At 48.5% G+C, this 22322-nt stretch carries 18 protein-coding genes and 4 pseudogenes; 15 read left to right on the top strand and 7 right to left on the bottom strand.

Going from position 1 to position 22322, the window contains the following annotated elements; all coding sequences use genetic code 11:
• Window positions 1-302: 302 nt before the first annotated feature.
• Together ACTWJ7_RS32900 and ACTWJ7_RS32895 are read right to left on the bottom strand one after the other, a co-directional pair.
• Window positions 303-1911 (bottom strand): annotated as a pseudogene (locus ACTWJ7_RS32900) (gamma-glutamyltransferase family protein).
• A gap of 192 nt (window positions 1912-2103) precedes the next feature.
• Window positions 2104-3004, bottom strand: a pseudogene (locus ACTWJ7_RS32895) (glucose 1-dehydrogenase).
• A 168-nt stretch (window positions 3005-3172) separates the two neighbouring features.
• Between ACTWJ7_RS32895 and fosB the strand changes: the two are divergent.
• Together fosB and ACTWJ7_RS32885 are read left to right on the top strand one after the other, a co-directional pair.
• Entirely contained in the window at window positions 3173-3595 is a 423-nt protein-coding gene (gene fosB, locus ACTWJ7_RS32890) for a metallothiol transferase FosB (RefSeq protein ID WP_301881864.1), read from the top strand.
• A 133-nt stretch (window positions 3596-3728) separates the two neighbouring features.
• Window positions 3729-5538 (top strand): annotated as a pseudogene (locus ACTWJ7_RS32885) (S9 family peptidase).
• 99 nt (window positions 5539-5637) lie between these two features.
• Here the strand turns inward: ACTWJ7_RS32885 and ACTWJ7_RS32880 are convergent.
• The 4 genes and pseudogenes from ACTWJ7_RS32880 to ACTWJ7_RS32865 form a co-directional block, all read right to left on the bottom strand.
• A complete protein-coding gene (locus ACTWJ7_RS32880) occupies window positions 5638-6672 on the bottom strand; it encodes a phosphotransferase family protein (protein WP_301881861.1) in 1035 nt (344 codons plus the stop codon).
• Between the two features lie 17 nt (window positions 6673-6689).
• Window positions 6690-7664 (bottom strand): SMI1/KNR4 family protein, encoded by a 975-nt coding sequence (locus ACTWJ7_RS32875; protein ID WP_301881860.1) that lies wholly within the window; start codon window positions 7662-7664, stop codon window positions 6690-6692.
• Window positions 7665-7865: 201 nt separating this feature from the next.
• A pseudogene (locus tag ACTWJ7_RS32870) lies at window positions 7866-8896 on the bottom strand (ribonucleotide-diphosphate reductase subunit beta).
• Window positions 8897-9104: 208 nt separating this feature from the next.
• Entirely contained in the window at window positions 9105-11438 is a 2334-nt protein-coding gene (locus ACTWJ7_RS32865) for a ribonucleoside-diphosphate reductase subunit alpha (protein WP_301881858.1), read from the bottom strand.
• Between the two features lie 760 nt (window positions 11439-12198).
• On the opposite strand from ACTWJ7_RS32865, the gene ACTWJ7_RS32860 reads away from it, so the two are divergent.
• The 9 genes from ACTWJ7_RS32860 to ACTWJ7_RS32820 all read left to right on the top strand — a co-directional run bounded on the left by ACTWJ7_RS32860 (window position 12199) and on the right by ACTWJ7_RS32820 (window position 17399).
• Window positions 12199-12525 carry an MTH1187 family thiamine-binding protein gene (locus ACTWJ7_RS32860; protein WP_079348778.1) on the top strand — a complete coding sequence of 109 codons (327 nt, stop codon included), beginning with the start codon at window positions 12199-12201 and terminating at the stop codon, window positions 12523-12525.
• A 218-nt stretch (window positions 12526-12743) separates the two neighbouring features.
• Window positions 12744-12860 carry a YjcZ family sporulation protein gene (locus ACTWJ7_RS32855; RefSeq protein WP_208642743.1) on the top strand — a complete coding sequence of 39 codons (117 nt, stop codon included), beginning with the start codon at window positions 12744-12746 and terminating at the stop codon, window positions 12858-12860.
• Window positions 12861-12903: 43 nt separating this feature from the next.
• Window positions 12904-13014, top strand: a complete 111-nt coding sequence (locus ACTWJ7_RS32850) for a YjcZ family sporulation protein (protein ID WP_218671907.1) — start codon at window positions 12904-12906, stop codon at window positions 13012-13014.
• 167 nt (window positions 13015-13181) lie between these two features.
• Window positions 13182-13487: a hypothetical protein gene (locus ACTWJ7_RS32845; protein ID WP_079348779.1), complete on the top strand. Its 306-nt coding sequence runs from the start codon at window positions 13182-13184 to the stop codon at window positions 13485-13487.
• Window positions 13488-14061: 574 nt separating this feature from the next.
• Complete coding sequence (locus ACTWJ7_RS32840) at window positions 14062-14277, top strand: RNA polymerase sigma factor (RefSeq protein WP_443146270.1); 216 nt, start codon at window positions 14062-14064, stop codon at window positions 14275-14277.
• A gap of 8 nt (window positions 14278-14285) precedes the next feature.
• The gene (locus tag ACTWJ7_RS32835; RefSeq protein WP_443146269.1) at window positions 14286-14657 is read left to right on the top strand and encodes a sigma-70 family RNA polymerase sigma factor; all 372 of its coding nucleotides are present in this window, start codon (window positions 14286-14288) and stop codon (window positions 14655-14657) included.
• Entirely contained in the window at window positions 14654-15634 is a 981-nt protein-coding gene (locus ACTWJ7_RS32830; protein WP_079348782.1) for an anti-sigma factor, read from the top strand. The genes ACTWJ7_RS32835 and ACTWJ7_RS32830 overlap by 4 nt, the downstream gene beginning before the upstream one ends.
• A gap of 242 nt (window positions 15635-15876) precedes the next feature.
• A complete protein-coding gene (locus tag ACTWJ7_RS32825) occupies window positions 15877-16758 on the top strand; it encodes a hypothetical protein (RefSeq protein ID WP_443146268.1) in 882 nt (293 codons plus the stop codon).
• A complete protein-coding gene (locus ACTWJ7_RS32820) occupies window positions 16755-17399 on the top strand; it encodes an HD-GYP domain-containing protein (RefSeq protein WP_443146267.1) in 645 nt (214 codons plus the stop codon). The genes ACTWJ7_RS32825 and ACTWJ7_RS32820 overlap by 4 nt, the downstream gene beginning before the upstream one ends.
• On the opposite strand, the gene ACTWJ7_RS32815 is transcribed toward ACTWJ7_RS32820, so the two are convergent.
• Window positions 17392-18045 carry a phosphatase PAP2 family protein gene (locus tag ACTWJ7_RS32815; RefSeq protein WP_179132761.1) on the bottom strand — a complete coding sequence of 218 codons (654 nt, stop codon included), beginning with the start codon at window positions 18043-18045 and terminating at the stop codon, window positions 17392-17394. The two genes, ACTWJ7_RS32820 and ACTWJ7_RS32815, sit on opposite strands and share 8 nt — an antisense overlap.
• A gap of 230 nt (window positions 18046-18275) precedes the next feature.
• On the opposite strand from ACTWJ7_RS32815, the gene ACTWJ7_RS32810 reads away from it, so the two are divergent.
• From ACTWJ7_RS32810 to ACTWJ7_RS32795, 4 genes are all read left to right on the top strand, one after another.
• Window positions 18276-19691, top strand: a complete 1416-nt coding sequence (locus tag ACTWJ7_RS32810; protein ID WP_079348785.1) for a sensor histidine kinase — start codon at window positions 18276-18278, stop codon at window positions 19689-19691.
• 154 nt (window positions 19692-19845) lie between these two features.
• Window positions 19846-21057, top strand: coding sequence for an MFS transporter (locus ACTWJ7_RS32805; protein ID WP_179132762.1), 1212 nt, complete (start codon window positions 19846-19848; stop codon window positions 21055-21057).
• A gap of 20 nt (window positions 21058-21077) precedes the next feature.
• Window positions 21078-21758 carry an oxidoreductase gene (locus tag ACTWJ7_RS32800; RefSeq protein ID WP_301881855.1) on the top strand — a complete coding sequence of 227 codons (681 nt, stop codon included), beginning with the start codon at window positions 21078-21080 and terminating at the stop codon, window positions 21756-21758.
• 153 nt (window positions 21759-21911) lie between these two features.
• A complete protein-coding gene (locus tag ACTWJ7_RS32795; protein ID WP_024632179.1) occupies window positions 21912-22286 on the top strand; it encodes a RidA family protein in 375 nt (124 codons plus the stop codon).
• The last annotated feature ends 36 nt before the right edge of the window (window positions 22287-22322 follow it).

Genomic DNA, 22322 nt, shown 5'->3' with positions numbered 1-22322 from the left:
TATGAAAATACAATGAAATTTCAATGAAAACCATGAATTATACATTGGATTTACATTAGAAGGGGTATGCATTCTCGACAGTACCTGTGCATCTTGCGGGTCAACGAGAAAAAAGATAGACAAAAAAGGCAAAGAAGAGACCGATTTGATCTCTTCTCTGCCTGTGATCCAAACATAATTTCATATGAACTACACTTTCGCATGAATCAATACATTCATATATATGAATGGTTTTCCCCGTTCACCCAGCATATGCAGTGCTCCAGGTTTTTCCGCTCTTAGTTAGCTGCACATACAACGGATTACCACGCTGCTACGGAGCCATCAGCCCGGCTTTCCGTGCCACCGCATAATACACCGCTGCCCGGATCTCGCCATATAATCTGACCGCGTCCAAACATCGACGGGTCGAGGGCGATCTGTATATCATGCCCCTTGCGGGCGAGTGCCTGTGCAATATGCTGAGGGAATCCGGGCTCAACCAGGATCGTTTTGCCTTTGGTCCACTGCCAGCGCGGAGAGTCGAGCGCAGCCTGCGGATTGAGGTGGAAGTCCACCGTATTCATGACGACCTGCACATGACCCTGGGGCTGCATGAAACCGCCCATGACCCCGAATGGACCGACCGCTTCATCGCCGCATGTGAGGAAGCCCGGAATGATCGTATGATACGTCCGTTTACCCGGCTCCAGCGCATTGGCGTGATCCGGATCAAGCGAGAAATTATGTCCCCGGTTTTGCAGGGCAATGCCTGTTCCCGGCACAACCAGCCCGGAGCCGAAGCCCATATAGTTGCTCTGAATGAAAGAAACCATGTTGCCTTCACCGTCCGCTGTAGCCAGATAGACCGTTCCGCTTGCCCGCGGATCGCCTGCTTCAGGCGGAAGTGCCATATCACCAATGAGCTTGCGCCGTTCGTCTGCATACGCTTCGGACAATATCTCCTGTACGGTTACGCCCATCTTGCGTTCCTCGGTAATGTATTTCTCACCATCGGCAAATGCCAGCTTCATGGCTTCCAGTTGTCGATGGTACCCCAGTACGGATTCTTTCTCGTCAAAATCGAAGCCTTTCAACAGATTGAGCGCTGCCAGAGCAATCAACCCCTGACCGTTCGGTGGGATCTCCCACACGTCATATCCGCGATAAGAGACCGAAATCGGATCAACCCATTCAGGCTGGAATGCGGCCAGATCTTCTTCGTCAAATAACCGCCGTGCTCTGCCATAAAAGAATGAATACGCTCCGCGAGTTCACCTTCGTAGAAGTCTCGCGCTCCGCTCTCGCCAATCCGGCGCAGTGCAGCCGCATTATCCGGCGAACGCCACATTTCGCCCACGGCCGGAACACGTCCACCTGGGGCGAATGTATCAAACCATGCTCGCCCGGCTTCCGCATCACCCTGGCGTGCATAGATATCGGCTGCCCGTGCCCAATGGCGGGCCAGCCCCGGCGCAAGCGGGTAACCTTCTTCCGCGTAGCGGACAGCCGGTTCCAGCGCTTCCGCCAGCGTGAGCCGTCCAAATCGGCGGCTCAGCTCGGCCCAACCCGCCGGTGCGCCAGGCACCGTCACCGGAATGACCCCCAGCTTCGGCATCTCCGTATGGCCTGCCGCCTTGAGCGCCTCAATTGAAATACTCTGAGGCGCAGGCCCACTGGCATTCAGGCCATGCAGCTTGCCCTCGGTCCAGACGAGGGCAAAGGCATCGCCCCCAATGCCATTGGACGTTGGCTCCAGCACGGTTAGTGCAGCAGCAGTTGCGATAGCGGCATCAATGGCATTGCCGCCCTTTTTAACACATCCAGACCGGCTTGCGCAGCCAAAGGTTGTGAAGTGGCGACCATACCTTGTTTGGCGTAGACGGGCACACGGTATGACGGATACGGTTGGTAGAGTGGATCGAAGTTCATCAGGTTGTTCAGCTCCTTGTCGCAAGATGTCAGGTTCCGGCTTGCCGGATCAATTACTCCTAACCCTCTTCGCAGCGAAGTTGCGTTCTCCTGCTGACCGTATGAAATCCAACCTGACATGACTGACAAACAGGGGGTTAAACCCATATTTATGTGAGTTGCGTTGCTTTGAATGGAGATACCTCTAGGTGATTAGGTGGTTACCATATCCCCGCCATTAACATGAATGCACTCTCCTGTGACATAGGAAGAATCGCGGGAAGCGAGATAGACGTAGGCTGGAGCAAGTTCATAAGGTTGGCCTGCACGGCCCATCGGTGTCTCAGTTCCAAATACCTGCACATCTTCAGCGGAGAAGCTGGAAGGAATAAGCGGTGTCCAGATCGGACCGGGTGCGACGCAATTGACCCGAATACCCTGAGCTGCGAGCGATTTGGCGAGTACACGAGTCAGAGAGACTACAGCCCCTTTGCTGGAAGAGTAATCGATCAGCTGCACTTCACCTTTGTAGGCCGTAATGGAAGCCGTATTGATGATGGATGCGCCTTTACACAGATGCGGGAGAGCCGCTTGAATCAGAAAAAAGTAGGCAAACACATTCGTCTGGAACGTATGGTACAGCTGCTCTTCCGTAATATCGACGATGCTCGGCTGTACGTATTGCACGCCATGATTGTTGACCAGAACGTCGATCTTTCCGAACGTCTCCATGGTTGTACGGATGACCGCCTCGCAGTTTTTCTTCAAGCGGAGATCAATCTCGATCAACAGACACCGTTGACCCAGCTCTTCAATGCGATCACGTGTCCTTTCGGCGTCGGTCCGTTCATATAGATAAGCGATGGTGATATCTGCACCTTCTTTGGCAAAAGCAATCGCTGCCGCTCTGCCGATTCCACTGTCACCACCGGTAATAATCGCCACCTTGCCTTCCAGCTTGCAGCTGCCAATATCAGGCAGGATCTTCGCTGATGGGTTCAGGTACCATCAGGGTTTCCAGACCAGGCTGCTGATCCTGATGCTGGGGTGGGAACGCCAGCTTTTTCTCCTTGCACACCGTCTTCTCACCGTAAAAAGGATAGACAGGATTCATTTGGTTTACATCCTCCTCGCACGTTCGTTCATACGCCTAAACTATGCATTCGCCCAGAAGAAGGTGCGACAGGAGGAAGAAGGGCATTTGTTTTTAGGGCAAAATATACCATAATAAGGATGTAGCTATTGCAGCAGGTCATTAAATTGTGGAGGTGTCAGAAGCCAAATGAATATTCAGGGAATTAATCATCTGTGCTTTTCCGTATCCAATCTGGATCGGTCCATTACCTTTTATGAGCAGGCTCTCGGTGCCCGTATTCAAGTAAAAGGCCGGAAGCTGGCGTATTTCGAACTTGCCGGTCTGTGGATCGCTTTAAATCAGGAAGACGACGTCATTCGCAACTATACGGAACGAACGTATACACATATTGCATTTACCGTAAAAGAAGAGGAATTCGATGAGTCCGTGCAGCAGCTGCGAGCAGCCGGGGCTGACATTCTTCCCGGAAGACCACGTGATCCCAAGGATGCATTATCCGTTTATTTTACCGATCCGGATGGTCATCTGTTCGAGCTGCATACCGGAACTATGAAGCAAAGGCTGGATTATTACCGGGAGGACAAACCTCATATGACCTTTTATACGTAATCGAAGAAAGATCTAAATTGGAAAAAAATATGCCATATCTATTGTACAAACAATGGATGTACATATAATATGGACAAATACACCCTTAATTTACCACTGTTTGATACTTCATTCATACTTAAGGAGGTTTGTCATGATTCAGTTTCCCAAACCGGATGTTGAACAGTATTTCCAGACGTATTGGATTTCCCATTTTGCCGTATCGGCCGACGAGAAGCGTTTGTTTTTTGACAGCAATCTGAATGGCCAGCCCAATATCTGGGCTATGGATCTGCCGGGTGGCTACCCGTATCCTTTGACGTACTTGAATCAGAGCAGCCAGTTTATCAAACCAGACCCGGAAGGACGTCATATTCTCACCGCGTTTGATCGGGATGGTGATGAGAATTATCATCTGTATGCACTTCAACCGGAAGGTGGAGTTCCATTTCCTGTTGTTCCGGCAGAGCCCAATGATCGTTGTTATTTCTCCCATCTGTCCGAGGATGGACAGCGTCTGTATTATATGACAAGCAGGGATAACCCGAACTATCTCAATTCACGCCGGATTAACCTGGCAACGGGAGAGGATGAGCTTCTGCATCAGGGGAAGAGGTTACAAGCAATCTGGCTGCTGTGAGTTCGGATGAACAAGCCTACGTAATCCTGAATGTATACTCCAATACCTACCAGACAGCATACGTGTATCGGAACGGTGAGTCAGAATCCATTATTCCGGTCTCCGATCGGCAGAGTCAGGTCCCATATGTCCTGTTTGCAGACAATAATCGGCTTCTGATGATTACGAATGATAACGAACCGTACTCCTATGTGGCTGAATACAGACTGGACACTCATGAATTCCGTCCTCTGTGCAAAATGGAAGGCGAGGACGTGGAGATCATCCGCTGGCACAAGGATTCAGAGACGTTATACTTCTGGACGTTTACAGGTCCTGAGAATCGGATGTACGCGTTGGACAAAGATTCGGAGCAGCCTCGGCGTGTGGACATGCCACTGGATACCGTAGAACATGTAACGGTTACCAAGGCCGGCAATGTGTATATTTGGGGCGTGGAGCCGTCCAGCCGCATAATATCTATCGGTTAATGTCAGGCAGTGAGTCATGGGAGCCGTTGACCGCTAATCGGGTAACAGGGCTTGATCCAAGCGATCTCGTCTACCCGGATGTTATTCGATATAACTCCTACGACGGACTGGAGATCGAAGCACTCTTCTTCAAGGCGAAGCCGGAGCAGGCGAATGGCTACACAGTATTTTGGCCGCATGGCGGGCCGCAGGCATCGGAAGCGAAATTCTTCCGCCCGATGTTCCAATTGATGCTGGCGCAGGGCTATCATATTTTTGCACCCAATTTCCGGGGAAGCACGGGATATGGCGCCGAATTTGTCAAAATGGTTGAGAGAGATTGGGGCGAGGGCCCAAGGCTGGACTGCGTTGCCGGTATAAACTGGCTGTTTGACGAGGGTATCTCGTCACCGGATCGTCTGTTCGTGGTGGGAGGCAGTTATGGTGGGTATATGACCTTGCTTCTGGCAGGACGTCACCCCGAATTATTCCGGGCTGCGGTTGATATTTTTGGACCAAGCAACCTGTTTACCTTCCTGGAATCCGTGCCCGAAGACTGGAAGCCAATGATGGACAACTGGTTGGGTGATCCGGTCCGTGACCGCGAACGTTTAACGAAGGATTCGCCCATTACGTATTTGGACCAAATGGTGAACCCGATGCTGGTCATTCAGGGGGCCAATGATCCAAGGGTCGTCAAGGCGGAATCGGATCAGATCGTGGCTGCGTTGCTGGGGAAAGGGGTAGACGTGGAATACATCGTTCTGGATGATGAAGGTCATGGCTTCTCCAGAAAAACGAATGAGATTCTCGTTTATCGGCGGATGCTGGAGTTTTTGCAGAAACATCAGGAAGCACCGGTCGCACAACCGTAATGCATATGGGCGTATTAACTATTTAAATATAGATTCATAGTTTAAGAAGAACCGCCAGAAGGAGAGATATCTTCATCTTTCTGGCGGTTTTTTGGTGTACTAATCCAGCAAAGCAATAACCGCATCCATGTACTGCTCCGCCCAATGTGCAAAAGTCAGATCCGCTGCCCAGGTCACTCGGCCTGTTGCTTTGCATTCACCCCACAACAAAATGCGCTGATAGAGCAGATGCACCCTAAGCCGTGCAGCGAAGCGTTGGTATCGCTCTGAATCCGCTGTGCAGACAAGTTCCCGGTACCCTTGAAGGAATCGTTTGGCAAGCTCGGGTTGGCCTTCACGGATATACATGGCTGTCATTTTGGTTAGGTCAGCTGTGCCGTCTCCAAAATAGGCGGTCGTAAAATCGAACAGACCACTAATCTGCCATTCTGATCCAAGATCATCTCGTTTGTGAATCAGGAAGTTCTCCACTTTAAAATCTCCCATCACAAATCCGGGAACAGGCATCGATTGGAATGCAGATTCAGCATTGTTTAATTGCTCGTCCACCCACTGTATATCTTCATCGGTAATCACAGAGTATTTTGCAGCATCCTGCAGCCAGTGGTGGATAGTTCCATACAACCAGTCCAGATATTTGCCCGCAAAGGGAACGATTTGCTTCGCTACAGGATCATACTCTCCGGCGTCAGGGACCTTCCAACGGTGCAGTTCTGCTAAGGAATGGGAAAGCATCGTAGCGATATTCGCTTGATCCTCCTGTGACAGGGAGGCCTGTAATATCGGGTCATGCAGGTGTATTCCGGGTAATCGGGGCATGATGGCATAACTCCAGCCCAGCATGTCGGAATCTTCATGCAGCAAATATGGATTAGGTACAGGAATATTGGTGTGCTTGATGAGCTGTTCTACGAAAAATTGCTCTTCCTGGAGTTGTCCTGCATATAATGGGTTACCTTTCAGAATATATTCTCCCTCTGAAGAGTGAATAAGAAGTGTCTGGCCCATCACCCCCTCATCGGTTCGCTTATAATCTATAAGCGTTCCCAGATTGAAATCAAGAAGCGCCTTTTGCAACGATGCTTCCTCAATCTCACCAAGTTTATTGGAGCCAAAATAGATACGGGTTGTCATAAGCCCCTCCTGCAATTTCAGTCTTCGTCCTCTTCACCTGACAGATCAAATGTATCTGCATCAACCAGTCCGCGAATAAAAGCTTCAAAATTAGGTGCCAGATATGTAATCTCATAATCGTCTTCCTGATCCACATGAACCACAGCAGGTTCGCCTTCTGGGCCACAGAATCGATAATCCAGCATCACCACATCGTGTCCTGCAGAAGGGCAATCACAGATGACGATACCGAGATCAGGGTATCCCCAATCTTCAATCATGAATCGACTTCCAAATTCTCCGGCCAGTGTATTGGATTTATCCCGCCCAATGCCCATTATCCCCGTAATGGCGATGTGATCCTCAGCCCATGAAGTAGCTTCATTGGTTGGGAAAACGGTGTGTGCAGGGATTCCGCCATTCTGTGTGTTCATTAACTGGATATAGGAGGCAGGTAATTGATAGCCTAGCTCCTGTTCAATGGTTTGGATCAACTCTTCGTCAAAAGGTGGAGATACATAACTTTCTAACGCATATTCACTCTGTTCCCAGAAGGAAGCCGGATCGTAGGACCCGGAAGCGGCTCTAAGGTGATTTAGCCTGCCACTCTGCTCCAATTCCAACAATATCTCTTGGTGGCGCAGTCGGTTCTGCTGCATTTTTTCAGCTTTGGGCCGTGTCCATTCGAGAAATTCGTTGGTTGATTCGTCATGGGGCAAGAGCTCGTTAGCCATCTCAAACGCATGGAGCGCCTGTTCATACATGGCCATATGATAATAAGCGTAACCCAAACGGTACTGCCAGAGAGGGTCGCTTGTTCCTTGCTCATTCACGGCTAGTAACTGTTGGGCAGCCTCACGGTATCGTCCTTCATTGTTATACGCTCTGGCTAGTTGACCAATGAGCTCATAATCCCGGTCCACTTCAGGAATATCCTGAATACGTTCAATAATAAGACCGAACTCGTCCTGTTCATGCCACTTGTTTAGTTGTTCCAGCAGTTCGTTTGCCATCACTATGCCTCATTTCGACAGGGGAATGTGAACCTTTTTCCATTATATCTTACAAGCTAGCGGGATGGATGGTTTTAATATCCAGGCGTATAGAAAAAACACTCCCACAAGCAGAAAGCCATTAAGCATTCCAAGAAGGGGAGTGTTGAGTATTTATTTTAGGTTGTGTTCACTGATTCATCAGCTTACAGATCGTCCAGCTTACAGATCGTCAAATCCGTTATCGTCGCCGACTTTGCCGTAGTTACGGGACTTGGCTTCGAAGAAGTCTGTTTCGTAGCATTCAGCGCTTCATCGGAGAAAGGTTTGATCCAAGGCATGCAGTTCACATCCACGCCTTCGTAAGCTTTTTCCATACCCATCAGGCGCAAACGTTTGTTAGCAATATACTTGATGTAGTCTTCCAACTCGTTCAAGTCAATGCCGCGTACGTTGCTGAGGGTGTAGTGTGCCCAGTTGGTTTCGAGTTCAACGGCACGGTTGATCGTTTTGTATACATAGTCCATGTTCTCTGGTGTGTTCAGTTCAGGGAAATCGACCAGCAGCTGTTTGTACACTTCAGCGAAGAAGTAGCAGTGTTGGTTCTCATCACGCTGAATATAAGAGATCATTTGGCTGGTTGCCATCATTTTCTGGTCACGGGCCAGGTTGTAGAAGAAGGCAAATGTACTATAGAAGAAGATCCCTTCAAGTACCAAATCAGCTACCATGGCCTGGAAGAACGTCTGTGGAGACGGATTATCCCGGAAGGTTTGGTAGATGTCGGCGATAAACCGGTTACGGTCAAGCAGCACTGGATCATGTTTCCAGTATTCAAAAATTTCCTTTTGCTCCCGATCAGATACGATGGAGGACAGGACGTAGGAGTAGGATTGGTTGTGTACAACTTCCTGTTGTCCGATAATTGCCGAGATCGCTTCGAGCGATGAATCGGTGAAATAACGTTTCACGTCACCTACAAACATCGTTTGCATGGAGTCCAGTACAGCGAGCAGGGAGATATTTACTTTAAATGTACGCTGTTCTTCCGGGTCCAATTGGGCAAATTGGGAAGCGTCCTTGGACATCGGAATCTCATCGGCAATCCAGTGGTTGAGCAGCAGTACTTTGTACAGCTTGTACATATGAGGCATACGAATATCGTTCCAGTTCAGAATGCCTGAGCATTCCCCTTCAATGATACGGGTAGACTGGTTAGGCGCTTCGGTATTGAAAATTTTCTGCAATTGCATAATCCGTTCACTCCTTGAATGAATTTACACTGTAATAATATTTCAACTTATATATTTGGGGCTGTAATCTGGCATCTATATCAACATCTCATAATGTTGTGATCGTGTTTTAGGCAAAAAAGTACCAGGGCAACGCCATTTTGCATTCAAAACAGGATGCCCTGGTAGTCATCGTAGATCTAGTGAGCTTTCAGCATCACGATAAACATTAGCTTGCGCAAGAATCGCATTCTTCAATAGTCAATGCCCGACTGCGGACATAATAAGTTGATTTGATGCCGGCTCTCCAGGCGTGCAGGTGCAGTTCCAGAAATTCCGTTGCTTTGATATCGGGACGAACATACAGATTGAAACTTTGACCCTGATCGACGTGGCGTTGACGGGCAGCAGCCATATTGATGGAAGCATGTTGATCCACCATGAACGCTGTTTTGTAGTACCAGATCGTTTTTTCGGACAGGTCAGGTGCCGGGTTGGCAATCTTGTATGTCGTTTTCTCTTCATAGGACAACAGTTCGTAAAGCGGATCAATGCTGGCTGTTGAACCGGCAATGATGGACGTTGAACCATTTGGTGCAATGGCGAACAACCAGGCGTTACGTACACCGTTTTGCTGTACTTGGGCTTGCAGTTCTTTCCATTGTTCAGTTGTAACGAATTCGCCTACGCGCTCACCTGACGTGTAATCCCGTTGGTCGAAGTATTTGCCTGTTTGCCAATCGGAACCTTGGAATTTCGGATAATGTCCTTTTTCCTTGGACAGTTCCATGCTGGCTTTCACGAGCAGATAGTTAATTTTTTCATACAGATTATCGTTATATGTGACTGCTTCTTCCGATTCCCAGCGAATGCCTTCGAGAGCAAGCAGGTGATGAAGTCCGAATGTTCCCAGACCAACCGCACGGTATTGACTGTTGGTGTATTGGGCTTGCAGCACTTCAATGTTGTTGATGTCGATTACGTTGTCCAGCATACGAACCTGAATCGGTACCAGACGCTCCAATACATCATGAGGCACGGCACGTGCCAAGTGAATGGAGTTCAGGTTGCAGACTACGAAATCGCCCGGCACTTTGGAAATCACGATGCGGGTTTGTCCATCTTTCGTTACGAGCTCTTCCTTTTCAACTACCGTTGCAGATTGGTTCTGCATGATTTCGGTACAAAGGTTGGAGGAATACACCATGCCGTGTGCACTGTTCGGGTTCGAACGGTTGACGGTATCCCGGTAGAACATGTAAGGCGTACCCGTTTCTAGTTGGGATTTCATGACACGTTTCATGATGTCAATCGCCTGAACCGTGATCCGGGACAGCAGCGGGTGGTTCACCGCTTCCTCATATTTCTGACGGAACGCGCCTTCGCCTACGGACTCATCATAGAAATCTTCCAGCCCGAGTGGACGACCGTTCTCGTCTTTCCAGCCCATCACTTTTTTCGTTTCATGCGGGCAGAACAGGCTCCATTCGCCGCGGCTGGCTACTCGCTCCATGAACAGGTCAGGCAGGCAAATGCCGTGGAATACGTCATGCGCTCGCATCCTCTCGTCACCATTGTTCAGCTTCAGATCGAGGAAGGCCAAGATGTCTTTGTGGAAAACGTCCAGATAAACGGCGATCGCACCTTTACGTGTTCCAAGCTGGTCTACGCTGACCGCAGTATTATTTAGTTGGCGAATCCAAGGGATTACGCCAGAGCTTGTATTTTTGTGACCCCGGATGTCCGAACCGCGAGCTCTGACTTTACCGAGGTAAACGCCGATGCCGCCGCCCATTTTGCTGAGACGCGCTACATCAGTGTTGGAATCGAAGATGCCCTCAAGGGAATCATCCACGGTATCAATGAAGCAGCTGGAGAGTTGTCCGGCCACTTTTTTGCCCGCATTGGACATCGTAGGTGTAGCTGCTGTCATGTACATATTGCTCATTCCCCAGTAAGCTTCCTTAACAAGATCCATACGTCTCTCGGCAGGCTCCTGGTGCATCAGGTACATCGCGATAACCATGTAACGCTCTTGAGGCAATTCCATGACTTTTCCGTCAAAATCGTGAGCAAGGTAACGTTCTGCCAGTGTGAGCAAGCCGATGTAGTCGAACAACAGATCGTTTCGGTAGTCGATGCATTCAGCAAGTTCGTCGATCTGCTCTTTGGTGTAACATTCCAGCAGTTCTTCGCGGTAGATACCTTTCTTCACAAGATCCACAAGAAGCGGGTGGAAAGCGCCGTAAGGCTCTTCCGGGTAAGATTTGTATCTGCGATTGGTGGCCGCTTTCTTGTAAAGGGAAGTCAGCAGGGAGCGTGCCGCTGCAAATTTCCAGTTAGGCTCTTCCTTCGTTACCAGTTCCAGGGCGCTCATCATAAAAGCGTTGCTGATCTCGTCTCCGGTAACTTCGTCACGACGGAGCTTGCTGTTTACCCCGCGTACCAGACGTTCCTTGTCCAGCATGTCCAGTCCTTCCAGAATACGATCTGCATATACCGAGATGCGCATATCATCAAAGGCAAGCTGGCGGTTGTTCGGCTTGGTCACAACTTGTGGCATGAATATTCCTCGCTTTCGCATGTTTAAGAGATAAATTGGAGAAATTCTTTATATAAAGAATTGAGTGTCTTCTTACGGTGAGATAAAGATATAAGCTTCATATTGCGGACTGAGCGGCGGTAATAGGACGTCTTGCCATCTTGCGACATCGGAGCAGCACGCAGAACATGGTCACATAAAAAGCATTCCCTCTGCCTATTGGCTGAAAATGCCCTTAGATGCCCTGAGTTCCTTGCTGTCTTTAATGATCTGGAAAAGACAAAAAAGGGTACTTATGTAATCTTTTGTCTATCGCTGACGCGCCTTTAATTTGAGGATACCGGTGCAGTCCAAATAGCCCCGTTAACCTCCGAGTCAAGTCTGTTTCGAGAAAGCGATTTACACCTACAGGGACGTGCCTTTGGAGGTGATTTCATCCTGTTTTTCGCGAGATTTCAGAAGATGACTAATAGAAGTGGGGTAATTCAATTTCACTACATTTTGTTGCTGTTATCACACTGTAACCCAACATATAGTGTTTGTAAACAGGGTTAATACAGTGAAACGTAATTCCGAGTATACCATTTAAGCCGAGATTCCGCAAAGGAAAAGGACTGGAAGATTTGAAGATTTATCAAAAAAAAATTTTTGATCAAATCGGATGACGTTATCACGTCAGTTTGAATTGTGGCTCCTTCAACTGGTAGAATAAAAACAGGCAGAAATCGACTAAAAATGAGTGGCACCGGTAACTTACGGGGTCCAGAGGAGGCGGAGTAAAATGGCAATAGCAGAGGTGACCGTAATTCCAATTGGCACCGGGACGACCAGCTTGAGCAGTTATGTGGCGGACATGCAGAAAGTATTGGAAAATCAGCGGGGCATTACATATCAGTTGACCTCCATGAGTACCATTATCGAAGGTCCGCTCAATGAGGTCTTTACAGCGATTGCGGCTTTGCACGAAGCTCCATTCCTATCGGGAGCTCAGCGAGTCTCCACCTCCGTCAAGATTGACGATCGTCGGGACAAACCGGATGCCTCCAGTGTGCAGAAGTTACAATCTGTTCAAGACAAACTGGCCTCCCGTCAGGCACGGCCGAACTGAGGGAAGGAAGTCTTTATCAGCAATAGAAGTGCAATCGTTTTATCTAACATACTGTAAGTCTCCGTTGGGGGCTTGCAGTTTTTTGTCATTCCATCGGTATAAAGAGAAAGACAGTGATCCGTCTTTAGGGTGAACCTGCCCAATTTTAACCAAAGCCCGATCTACTGCATGATTTTTGCATATAGTGAACTGTACCTCAAATAAAAGGAGGGTTTTCAATGAGTGGAGTTGTTGGAGGAGTAGGCTACGGTGTTGGTGGCGCATGGACATCGACTGGTGCCATTTTGGTTCTCTTCATTTTGTTGGTTATCATTTCTAAAGCATTCCTGATCTAATAGACTTTTTGGACCCTAATACTTTAGTAAAGGAGGGTTCCCTATGAGCGAAGTCGGAGGCGTAGGATGTGGATACGGCGGCTGGACATCAACTGGTGCAATCTTGGTTCTGTTCATTCTTCTCGTTATCATCACTAAATCTTTCTGGGTATAATAGGTTTGAACTCCGCCAGGTAACTGGCGGGGTTTTTTTTAACTTGAGGACAAGCCTACATGAATAGTAGAAACGCCCATTTTGTCAAAGTAGGGCCATAGCCCGGTCCAGAGGTAGGGCGAATACATAGCTTAGGGGTGTAGGCAAATGTTAAGGAGGAATGAACAATGAGCGAAGTAAAACCGAATTCACCGAACGGACAGGGACACGTATACGGGTACGTGGGAGGCTATGAGCACATGCAAGGTTACATGGGGCATGAAATGCATGGATACGGGTATGGTTACGGAACAATGCCAATGGGATATGGCTACGGATACGCTCATAATGCTAATCATGCTCCGATGCTGCATGGGTGTCATCAGGGTTGTGGAACCTCTTATGGGCATGCCGGAGGAAGCTGGGGATCCATGGGTACCATTCTCGTACTGTTCATCCTGCTGGTCATTATCTCCAAAACGATGTTTATCTAAATCGTGCAGCAGCAACATAATCAGGGAGTTGATCCATACAACTCCGAGGAAAGGCGCCGAGATTGTATCGGCGCCTTTTGCTTGTTCAGGTCATTTTTATCAAAAGTGGACATGGAAAAACACCGGAACCCAATTCCGGGTGCTTTGTGTATGTTTTCAATCTTCTCAAGAATAAGTGACATCCAAAACAACAAAAGCCCTACCTCTCTTTTGTCCTTGCGGCTCCGATGACCGCGCCAGTGTGAATGGGAACATCTTGTGAAACTCTGTAATACCGGGTTATTGTGATTCAGGTTCTTCAATCTTCATAGGTTAATGTGCATGTTCGCTGCGGTCGCAGCATGAAGAAAATATTCCGGGGTTTAAAGAAGACAGAAAATCATATGAGGTTGTTTAATTACCAACTCTAATAGTATACCACAGGCTGTAATTTTTTGCAATAAAAAGGAAGGTTGAAGCTTTTTTTGAAAACAATTGCGAAAACATTTCAGATTTTTTCTTCAATAAGGTAATCCTCTTCAAATGATTCTGCGTAGGTTATAATAGGAGGGATGACACGGAAAGGGGCCCTCGCATGACTGAATCTATAGAGGACAGCAGGTTAATGCGGCAGATAGCGGAACGAGATGCTTCCGCACTGGAGCTTTTATATGACCGCTATGAGCGGGCGGTGTATTCTTTTGCTTATCGGATCGTTGGTGATCCAATGACCGCAGAAGAGACCGTCCAGGAATTATTCCTGCGCGTTTGGAACAATGCTGAACGATATGAGGCCTCACGGGGAAGCTGACCACATGGATGTTTGCCATTACGCGCAACATTGCAGTGGACATGCTGAGGCGAAAATCCAAAAGCGCAGCTACGAGCTCAGTGGAGAACGAAACACTGGCGGCATTTGCCGATGAACATACAAATACAGAAGAAGAAATAGAGCGGAAATGGGAAGGTGTCCGAATCAAGGAGGCCTTGTCCCAGTTGAATGGTGACCAGCAACAGGTCATTGAATCGATTTATTATGCGGGCTTAACACAACAGGAAGTGTCCAGCAGATTCGGGATTCCGCTGGGTACAGTAAAGAGCCGTGTCAGGCTTGCGATGCGACAGCTTCAGAAGCTGCTCGCCGATGCTGAAATGCATTCGGACGCGGGAAGGGAGGGCATACATCCATGATAGAACGACATGAGGAATGGTCTGATCTGGCACCGGTGTATGTGCTGGGAGGACTCGAAGCGGAGGAAGTGGCAGCATTTGAAGCGCATTTGGCCCAATGCGAGTCTTGTCGCCAGGAGGTGAGGGAATTGCAGGAAGTAACTGGCTTCCTGCCACTCGCGGCGGAACCTGTTGCCCCGCCGCCTGGCATGCGAGCACGTGTGCTGGGCAACGTGCTCGGACACGCGCAGGTGAGCGCCGGAACGAAGCCGGCGGCTGCTCCTGCGGAGCCTGAAGCACCCGTGGTGCTTCAGGCGGATCTTGCGCCGCAGCAAGAAGCGGCGCAGCCCGGGCAGGGCTTGCCGCCGGAGACGGCGGTGCCTGCAGCCCGGGCAGAAGAGGCTGCACAGGCACAGCCGTGGCAGCCTCAAGGGCGCGTGCGTGCGCGCAGCAGCCGCGCCTGGCGCATAGCGAGCGCAGCTCTCGCGGCAGCGGCGCTCGTGCTTGGCATCTACGCCGGGCAGCTGCAAGGCCAGATCGATTCGCTGAAGCAGCAAGCTTCAGGCTCTTCGGCCGTGCAAGAGCAGCTTGCTCAGGCACAGGCACAGAATGCGCAGCTGCAAGAGCAGCTTGCTTCATCTCTGCAGCCTGCGCAAGGAATGCAGACAGGCGAAGCCGTCAAGCTTAGCCCGGCGACACAGGATATTGTGGCCCAAGGCTTGGCTACCATCGTCATTGACAGCAAAGGCACCCACCTGGTCGTCCAGGCAGAGAACTTGCCTAATCTGGAAGGCAACGAGGCGTTTCAGGTTTGGCTGATCAAGGGTGATACTCCTCAAAATGCAGGGACTTTCCTGAGCCATAATGGAACGGGAGCGGTATATTATACTCTAGACTCAGCCAACGACTACGACACGGTCGCGATTACGCTAGAACCGGATGCGATGGGTGATGAGCCGCGGGGTACAATGATTCTGGCTGCCAAGATTAAAGGATAAAAAATGTTTTGCTATTTCAGGCTGTTCCCTACGGGGAGCAGTCTTTTTTATGTGGTTGCATGAGTATATATAAATTACCTAAACGTTTTATAGTTCATTCAATACGGAGGTTTTCCACTCGCGAAATGAATTAATTTTTTCAGTCCGAGTAACCGATAACAAATAGGAGACTGTACCCTTAAATCTCCCTCTGTCATTATCAATGGGGAGAACTGGTTACACCTAGAGAGTGAGGGGTTGGGGTGGAAGTATACCGTTCATTTATCTTTCGTCTGATACGAAATTATCTTTTCGGTTCAATGGCGGCTGTTTTTGTGGTAGGTACAGTGGTTATGGTGTCTACCTTACAAATACCGAACATTCAATTTGTACGCCTCATTATCATTGTGTTGATTTCACTGTTATTCATGCTTGTTGCTGAACTGATTACACTATGGGCACAACTTGGCCCCATTCGGCAATTCTTTGCCGCCGAGCATCATGAAAAGGCTGAATTGACAAAAATGTATGAAACCATTCACCGTTTTCCGGGACAAACGATCTATCGTATTTTGGGTCCGCATATGCTTGGATTTTCACTCCCGGCAGCCGGATTGACGTTATGGATGATCTCCACAAGGTGGTTGGATTTTCCATACGGATATGTCGCAGTTGCAGCTGCGTGTGCCTTATTAATCGCTGTGATGCATGCCCTGATTGAATATTTTCTGACCGTTCGGACGGTGAGACCGCTGCTGCTGGAAGTTCGCCGCCGAGGCAAAGAGCAGCATGGCATGGAGCCATCTCTCGGAGGACGTGTTCTGGTGTCCATTCAGCGTAAATTTCAGCTGAGTACAGCGCTAATCGGTTTATTCCCATTATTTCTGTTCTTCCTGGCTACATCAATCCGTCTTCAGTATATGGATAGCGAGTTTGCTAAAGAGTATATTCTGTGGGCAGTTCTTATCGTTGTGCTGGGTGGGGGCTTTGCCCTTGTGGGTAGCTGGCTGCTGATACGGGATGTTCGCGGTCCGGTTGCGGAGCTAACAGAGGAGATGAATCGGATTCAGGAGGGAGACCTCGGCAGAAGAACCCCGATCTGTACGCGGATGAATTTTCAACGCTCATCTCCGGATTCAATATGATGATTAATCGGCTTGAGATGAGACAGGAACGCAATCGGCAGTTGCTGCAAAGTTATTTTTCCACCTTGGCGGCTGCGTTGGACGCAAGGGATAAATATACCGCCGGTCATTCCATGCGGGTCGCAGAGTATTCCATTATGATCGGCAAGCTGAGCGGCATGAATGAAGAACAAGCAGATCTGTTATACAAATCAGCGCTGCTGCATGATATTGGGAAAATCGGCATACCCGATGAAGTGTTATTGAAAGATGGGAAACTCACCGATGAGGAATTCGCCATCATTCGCACACATCCCGTTCTTGGAGAGAGTATTTTGTTACAGATTGAACCGATTGATGCCATGGCAGACTTCCTGCCGGGTGTAAGGTCCCATCATGAAAGATATGATGGCAAAGGGTATCCTGATGGCATAGCAGGTCAAAAGATTCCGCTGTTTGGCCGTATCATTGCCGTGGCTGATGCTTTTGATGCGATGACGTCTGATCGTCCATACCGGAATGGGATGAGCCATGAGAAAGCGCTATCTATTTTGGAAGAAGGAAAAGGGACCCAGTGGGATCCCTATTTTGCAACTTTGTTTATTGATGAGTGGAGGCGGCAGCAGCATCTCCAGAACTCGTCGGAGCGAGGGGTCAGCTGATCCGCTCTGTCCACTTCGATTCTTTTCTGCGGCGACGGTGCAGTGAAAGCCCGGTGATAATTGTGAAAATGCATTCACCCAGAATGACCGCACCCAGGGCGTCATAGATTACATGTTGTTTGATCATTAAGGTGGATAGTATAATCAGAGCTGCCCCGGCAGCAACAAACACCTTCACCTGCTTTCGGATGCTCTGAACGGAAAGAACAGCACGCATAACCAGATAAGAATGAAGGGCATGAATACTTGGAAAACAATTATATGGACGATCCTGACCGTAGAGCCATCCAAGAACAGATGCACCGAGACCTGTACCTGTTAACTCGGGACGGGGCACCATGGTCTGGAAATTAAAATAGATCAGGTAACAGATCCAGACACAGATATTCATGGATAGCAGGACGCGATAATAAGTGAGCCGATCCTTGGCGCATAAATAAGCCAACACCCCGAAGACAAACGGATACCAGCCCAGATAAGGAATGGACATTGAAGGTACATAAGGGATAATCCGGTCCAGTGGGGAATCAAGTACAGAGAAACCGCGTTCCGGACTATTCAGAATATCATACAACATTCCCAAGACAGCCAAGGAAAGCATCAAGCTTACCGACAGCCAGTAGGATTTACTTTTTAACACGTGCACAACACCGTTTCTCCTTTCATCCATGTTCGCAAGGAACTGGATCACAGCAAATAAAATCGAACAACAATATATTTTACTACGTTCAGCGCACAAATTGAATCCTGATTTGTGTGTTTTTGTGCATTTTTTTGACGACGAAGAAATGTCGAAGGTTGAACGGGCATGATATGATAGATGTATACGGACTACAGGTTTTCTGTCAATGAATACACGACAACAGGAGTGAGTGAATGCAATTTTCAAAAATGTTCGTATTAAATATGGGGATGCTAATTACCATTGCTTACCTTGCCAGTGTGTTCTATAAATACATCGTAATACGTGCTTCATCACGGGTGAAACAGATCAGTTCGTTGTTTGTGTTCATTTTTGCAGGCTGGATCAGCACCGTATTTGGATTTCAGCTTAATGATGAAGTGGTCTTCGACCTTCGTTTCGTTCCTTTAATTGTTGCCGTTTTGACGTATAGACAACCCTATAGCGTTATTATCGTAGGGGTTGGGATTGGGCTGACCCGGTTAACCTTTGGTATCAACGATGCTACGGTGGCTGCACTTATTAATATGTCGATTCTGGGCGTGGTGTGTGCAGGGTTGAATATATGGATGAGACGCAGTGACTACAGGCTGATCGTTAAAGGTGTCATCGTCACCTTGATTGTAAATGTGGTCAATAGTGTGAACATTGCTATCGTCGGCGTTATCCCGGCTGCATATTTTTTCTCGCATATTATGCCGTATACCCTTCCTTTGGGTATTTTGCTTAGTCTTATTTTTGCTTTTATTTTGCGCGATTTCCAGAATGAGCAGAACCGGATTTTACTTATTCAGAGCACGAACCGATTATTGTCTGTACAGAAAGAAGAACTGCAAAAGGCCCAGATTGTGCTGGAAGACCGTGCCAAGCAGTTGATGATTGCTTCGCAGTACAAATCGGAATTTTTGGCAAATATGTCGCATGAACTGCGAACACCGCTGAACAGTGTCATTAATTTCGCCCAGATGATCAGCGAGAACGGTGATACGATGGAGCAAGAGGATATCACACGTTTTGCTGCAATGATTGAAGATTCTGGTCAGGAACTGCTTGCTTTAATCAATGACATTCTCGATCTGTCCAAAGTGGAAGCGGGCAGACTGGATATCGTTTTGGAGGATATCAGTGTTGCACAACTCACGGAAGATGTCATGAATCACTTCCAGCTGGTTGCCGAGAAAAAGGGAGTAGAGCTGCGACTGGACAAGAAGCCAGGGCTGCCAGAAACCATCTGGTCGGATCCCCAGCGGGTCCAGCAGATTTTGCGTAATCTGTTGTCCAATGCCATCAAGTTTACACATCAGGGGCAGGTTACACTCACCGTGAGCACCAAGCAAATCAAGAAGTCAGGCATTCTGAGTCAATGGATTGTTTTCTCGGTGCAAGATACGGGAATTGGCATTGCTAAAGATAAACATCAATCCATTTTTGAGGCATTTCAACAGGCTGACGGTTCCATTAGCCGCAAATTTGGGGGAACAGGACTCGGCCTGTCTATCAGTCGGGATTTGGCGAGATTACTGGACGGGTCGATCGAACTTGAAAGCGCTGAGGGCAAGGGAAGTACCTTCTACCTCTATCTCCCGTTGAACCGTGAAAAAATGAGTTGACAACCTTCACGCTGTGAGTAGAATTTGGGGTGACAACTAGCATCGACCGGCACTTGAAACCCGGTCTAAGGAGTGTATCCCCATACAGAAGACGGTCAACGTTAACCCTCCTCCGTTTGCAGGCAAACCACGGCGCAAGGGTTCGACACAACGCATGAATTTATCTATTGCAACATGGGAGGGTGTACCGGCAATTATTTTGCAGACGCTGCTGGGAGGCCCATTTTTAACCGGATTTCTGCTGTACCTTGGGGCCGGGTCAAGACATATTGGCTTTGTGCTCGCCATTACGACTTTTGTTAATATCGCCCAGATTGGAGCGGCTTACTGGATGCAGCGTATTCGGAGCCGCAAACGTATGCTTATATTGTTTGTGGGGATACATCGCATCCTGTGGAGTTCGACGGGACTGATTCCCTTCCTGTTTCCCAAGGAATGGTGGGTAGGCATTTATATTGGTGTGTATACGGTTGCATTCATAGCCAATACGATTGGTGGTATGATCTGGACCTCGTTGATTGGCGACATCGTTCCTGCCAAAGTAAGAGGGCGTTATTTCGGAATTCGAAACACGATTCTGAATGCACTTGGAAGCGTATGCTTATTTGCGGGAGGTATCGTTCTGGACCGTTTTCCTGGGGAAATGGGCTTCTTACTCTTGTTTATTCCTGTGTGGATTTGCGCTATCGCCAATACGGTAATTTATTTCTTTTATCCGGATGTGCCATTTGAACGTTCAACTGAGAAGGTTTTCTGGCGCATGTTCAAGAAGCCGTTTCAGGATCCTTCCTTTCTGAAGGCTGCACTGTTCCTCGCGGCCTGGTTACTGATCCAGACATTGATCGTTCCGCTATTTTCCTACGTGATGCTTGACCTGCTTAACATTAATTATCAAACGGTATCCATCATCACCGTGGTCCAGACGCTTGTAATGATGGCTGGATTCTATATCTGGGGCAATCTGAACGCGAGATTCAGCAACAAAACCTTATTATTTTGGACATTACCGATCATTGCACTCTCCTGTCTGTCCTGGGGATTGATGTCGTTTATGCCTGTTTTGATAGCGCTTTTTTTATCTCATATCTTTCTCGGCATTGGTGTTGGAGGGTTCAACCAGCTTGCCTTCAACTTTACAATCGGAGATACACCGAAAAGCGAAAGACCAATGTTTGTTGCCGTTTATTCGGCTCTGACCGGAGTAACCTCGTTTCTTGGACCGCTGATTGGTGGCTGGTTGTATGAGAGAATGGAAACCTGGCCGGACGCCTTGACCTGGGTTTCCGCCTATGGATTCCAAGTGGGTGTTGGTGCAGCGATGCTGGTTCTGACGTTTACACTTGGACGTCGTGTGCTTCTGAAATAGAGATATGTGGAGGGATGCACTTGGAAAATCACGAACGGCAAGCACTTGTGATTGGAGCCACTGGGCTTGTGGGTGGGCTGCTCGTACGCAGCTTGCTTCAGAATCCGGCTTATGGCCGGATATGTGTATTGGTCAGACGTCCGCTCGAATTGAAACATCCAAAGCTGGAGCAGCATGTCGTGGACTGGGAACGACTTGAGGTGCAAAAGGATCTGTTTCGCGATGTTGATGACTTATATTGTTGCTTGGGCACAACGATTAAAAAAGCCGGCAGTCAGGAAAACTTCCGCCAAGTGGATTTACACTATCCCGTAAAAGCTGCCAAACTTGCCAAAGAGCACGGTGTATCCCAGATGCTCGTCATTTCTTCCATGGGAGCCGATGCCGGGTCACGTGTATTTTATAGTCGGACCAAGGGAGAGATGGAGGAGGCGTTATCGGCTATCGGTTTCCGTTCACTGCATATCTTCCGTCCATCGTTAATCCTCGGAGATCGCAAAGAAAAACGGTTGGGTGAGCAGTTGGCAGCTCATGTTATGACATTTCTGGATCGCTGGATGAAAGGCAGAGTGGATAAATACCGGGCAATTCAGGCTTCCACCATAGCCCGGGCCATGATGAACATTGCACTTGTCCAAACGAAGGGAAAACATGTTTATTCTAATGACGTTATCCATGTACTTGGGTTGGATGAGTCCTGAGATGATCGTGGTTTCTCCTATTGGAATGAGTGCTGCGGATAGACATTTCTTTTCGTGCCTGGGGTTGGATCGTGGTATAATAAGCTTCAAAAATGAGTTCGAGGCTTGTCTCCTCGCGGTGGCAGGACAACGAACATGAAGGAGAACTCGTCCATGAAAAAACCAATCTCTACCGATCAGGCGCCAGGCGCTATTGGTCCATACAGCCAGGCTGTTGAAGCAGGCGATTTCATCTATACTTCCGGTCAGCTTGGTTTGAACCCGCAAACGGGAGAATTCGGAGCCGATGTACAGGAGCAGACTCGTTTGTCCCTGAGCAACGTGAAGGCTATTCTCGAAGCAGCAGGCACGAGTATGGACAAAGTCGTGAAAACGACTGTTTTCCTGAAAGACATGAATGATTTTGTTCCGGTGAATGAAGTGTACAGCACGTTCTTCGAACAGCCTTACCCGGCACGCAGCGCGGTTGAAGTTGCCCGTCTGCCGAAGGATGCTCTTGTGGAAATCGAGGTCATTGCCCTCAAATAGGGGAGACTGATATTCTCCAAGTAAATAAAGATACAT

The sequence above is a fragment of the Paenibacillus sp. 1A_MP2 genome, from assembly GCF_052244825.1.
Taxonomy (GTDB): Bacteria; Bacillota; Bacilli; order Paenibacillales; family Paenibacillaceae; genus Paenibacillus; species Paenibacillus vandeheii.
The sequence above is the reverse complement of the archived record's forward strand: the minus strand, read 5'-3'. Positions and strand labels throughout refer to the sequence as shown.

What these genes read in the sequence shown, in the direction of transcription:
- ACTWJ7_RS32850 (WP_218671907.1), top strand. Translation starts at nt 12,904, where the DNA reads ATGAGCGAAGTCGGAGGCGTAGGATGTGGATACGGCGGCTGGACATCA.
- ACTWJ7_RS32830 (WP_079348782.1), top strand. Translation starts at nt 14,654, where the DNA reads ATGATAGAACGACATGAGGAATGGTCTGATCTGGCACCGGTGTATGTG.
- ACTWJ7_RS32795 (WP_024632179.1), top strand. Translation starts at nt 21,912, where the DNA reads ATGAAAAAACCAATCTCTACCGATCAGGCGCCAGGCGCTATTGGTCCA.
- ACTWJ7_RS32855 (WP_208642743.1), top strand. Translation starts at nt 12,744, where the DNA reads ATGAGTGGAGTTGTTGGAGGAGTAGGCTACGGTGTTGGTGGCGCATGG.
- ACTWJ7_RS32835 (WP_443146269.1), top strand. Translation starts at nt 14,286, where the DNA reads ATGTTTGCCATTACGCGCAACATTGCAGTGGACATGCTGAGGCGAAAA.
- ACTWJ7_RS32805 (WP_179132762.1), top strand. Translation starts at nt 19,846, where the DNA reads ATGAATTTATCTATTGCAACATGGGAGGGTGTACCGGCAATTATTTTG.
- ACTWJ7_RS32820 (WP_443146267.1), top strand. Translation starts at nt 16,755, where the DNA reads ATGATGATTAATCGGCTTGAGATGAGACAGGAACGCAATCGGCAGTTG.
- fosB (WP_301881864.1), top strand. Translation starts at nt 3,173, where the DNA reads ATGAATATTCAGGGAATTAATCATCTGTGCTTTTCCGTATCCAATCTG.
- ACTWJ7_RS32845 (WP_079348779.1), top strand. Translation starts at nt 13,182, where the DNA reads ATGAGCGAAGTAAAACCGAATTCACCGAACGGACAGGGACACGTATAC.
- ACTWJ7_RS32865 (WP_301881858.1), bottom strand. Translation starts at nt 11,438, where the DNA reads ATGCCACAAGTTGTGACCAAGCCGAACAACCGCCAGCTTGCCTTTGAT.
- ACTWJ7_RS32810 (WP_079348785.1), top strand. Translation starts at nt 18,276, where the DNA reads ATGCAATTTTCAAAAATGTTCGTATTAAATATGGGGATGCTAATTACC.
- ACTWJ7_RS32840 (WP_443146270.1), top strand. Translation starts at nt 14,062, where the DNA reads ATGACTGAATCTATAGAGGACAGCAGGTTAATGCGGCAGATAGCGGAA.
- ACTWJ7_RS32860 (WP_079348778.1), top strand. Translation starts at nt 12,199, where the DNA reads ATGGCAATAGCAGAGGTGACCGTAATTCCAATTGGCACCGGGACGACC.
- ACTWJ7_RS32880 (WP_301881861.1), bottom strand. Translation starts at nt 6,672, where the DNA reads ATGACAACCCGTATCTATTTTGGCTCCAATAAACTTGGTGAGATTGAG.
- ACTWJ7_RS32875 (WP_301881860.1), bottom strand. Translation starts at nt 7,664, where the DNA reads ATGGCAAACGAACTGCTGGAACAACTAAACAAGTGGCATGAACAGGAC.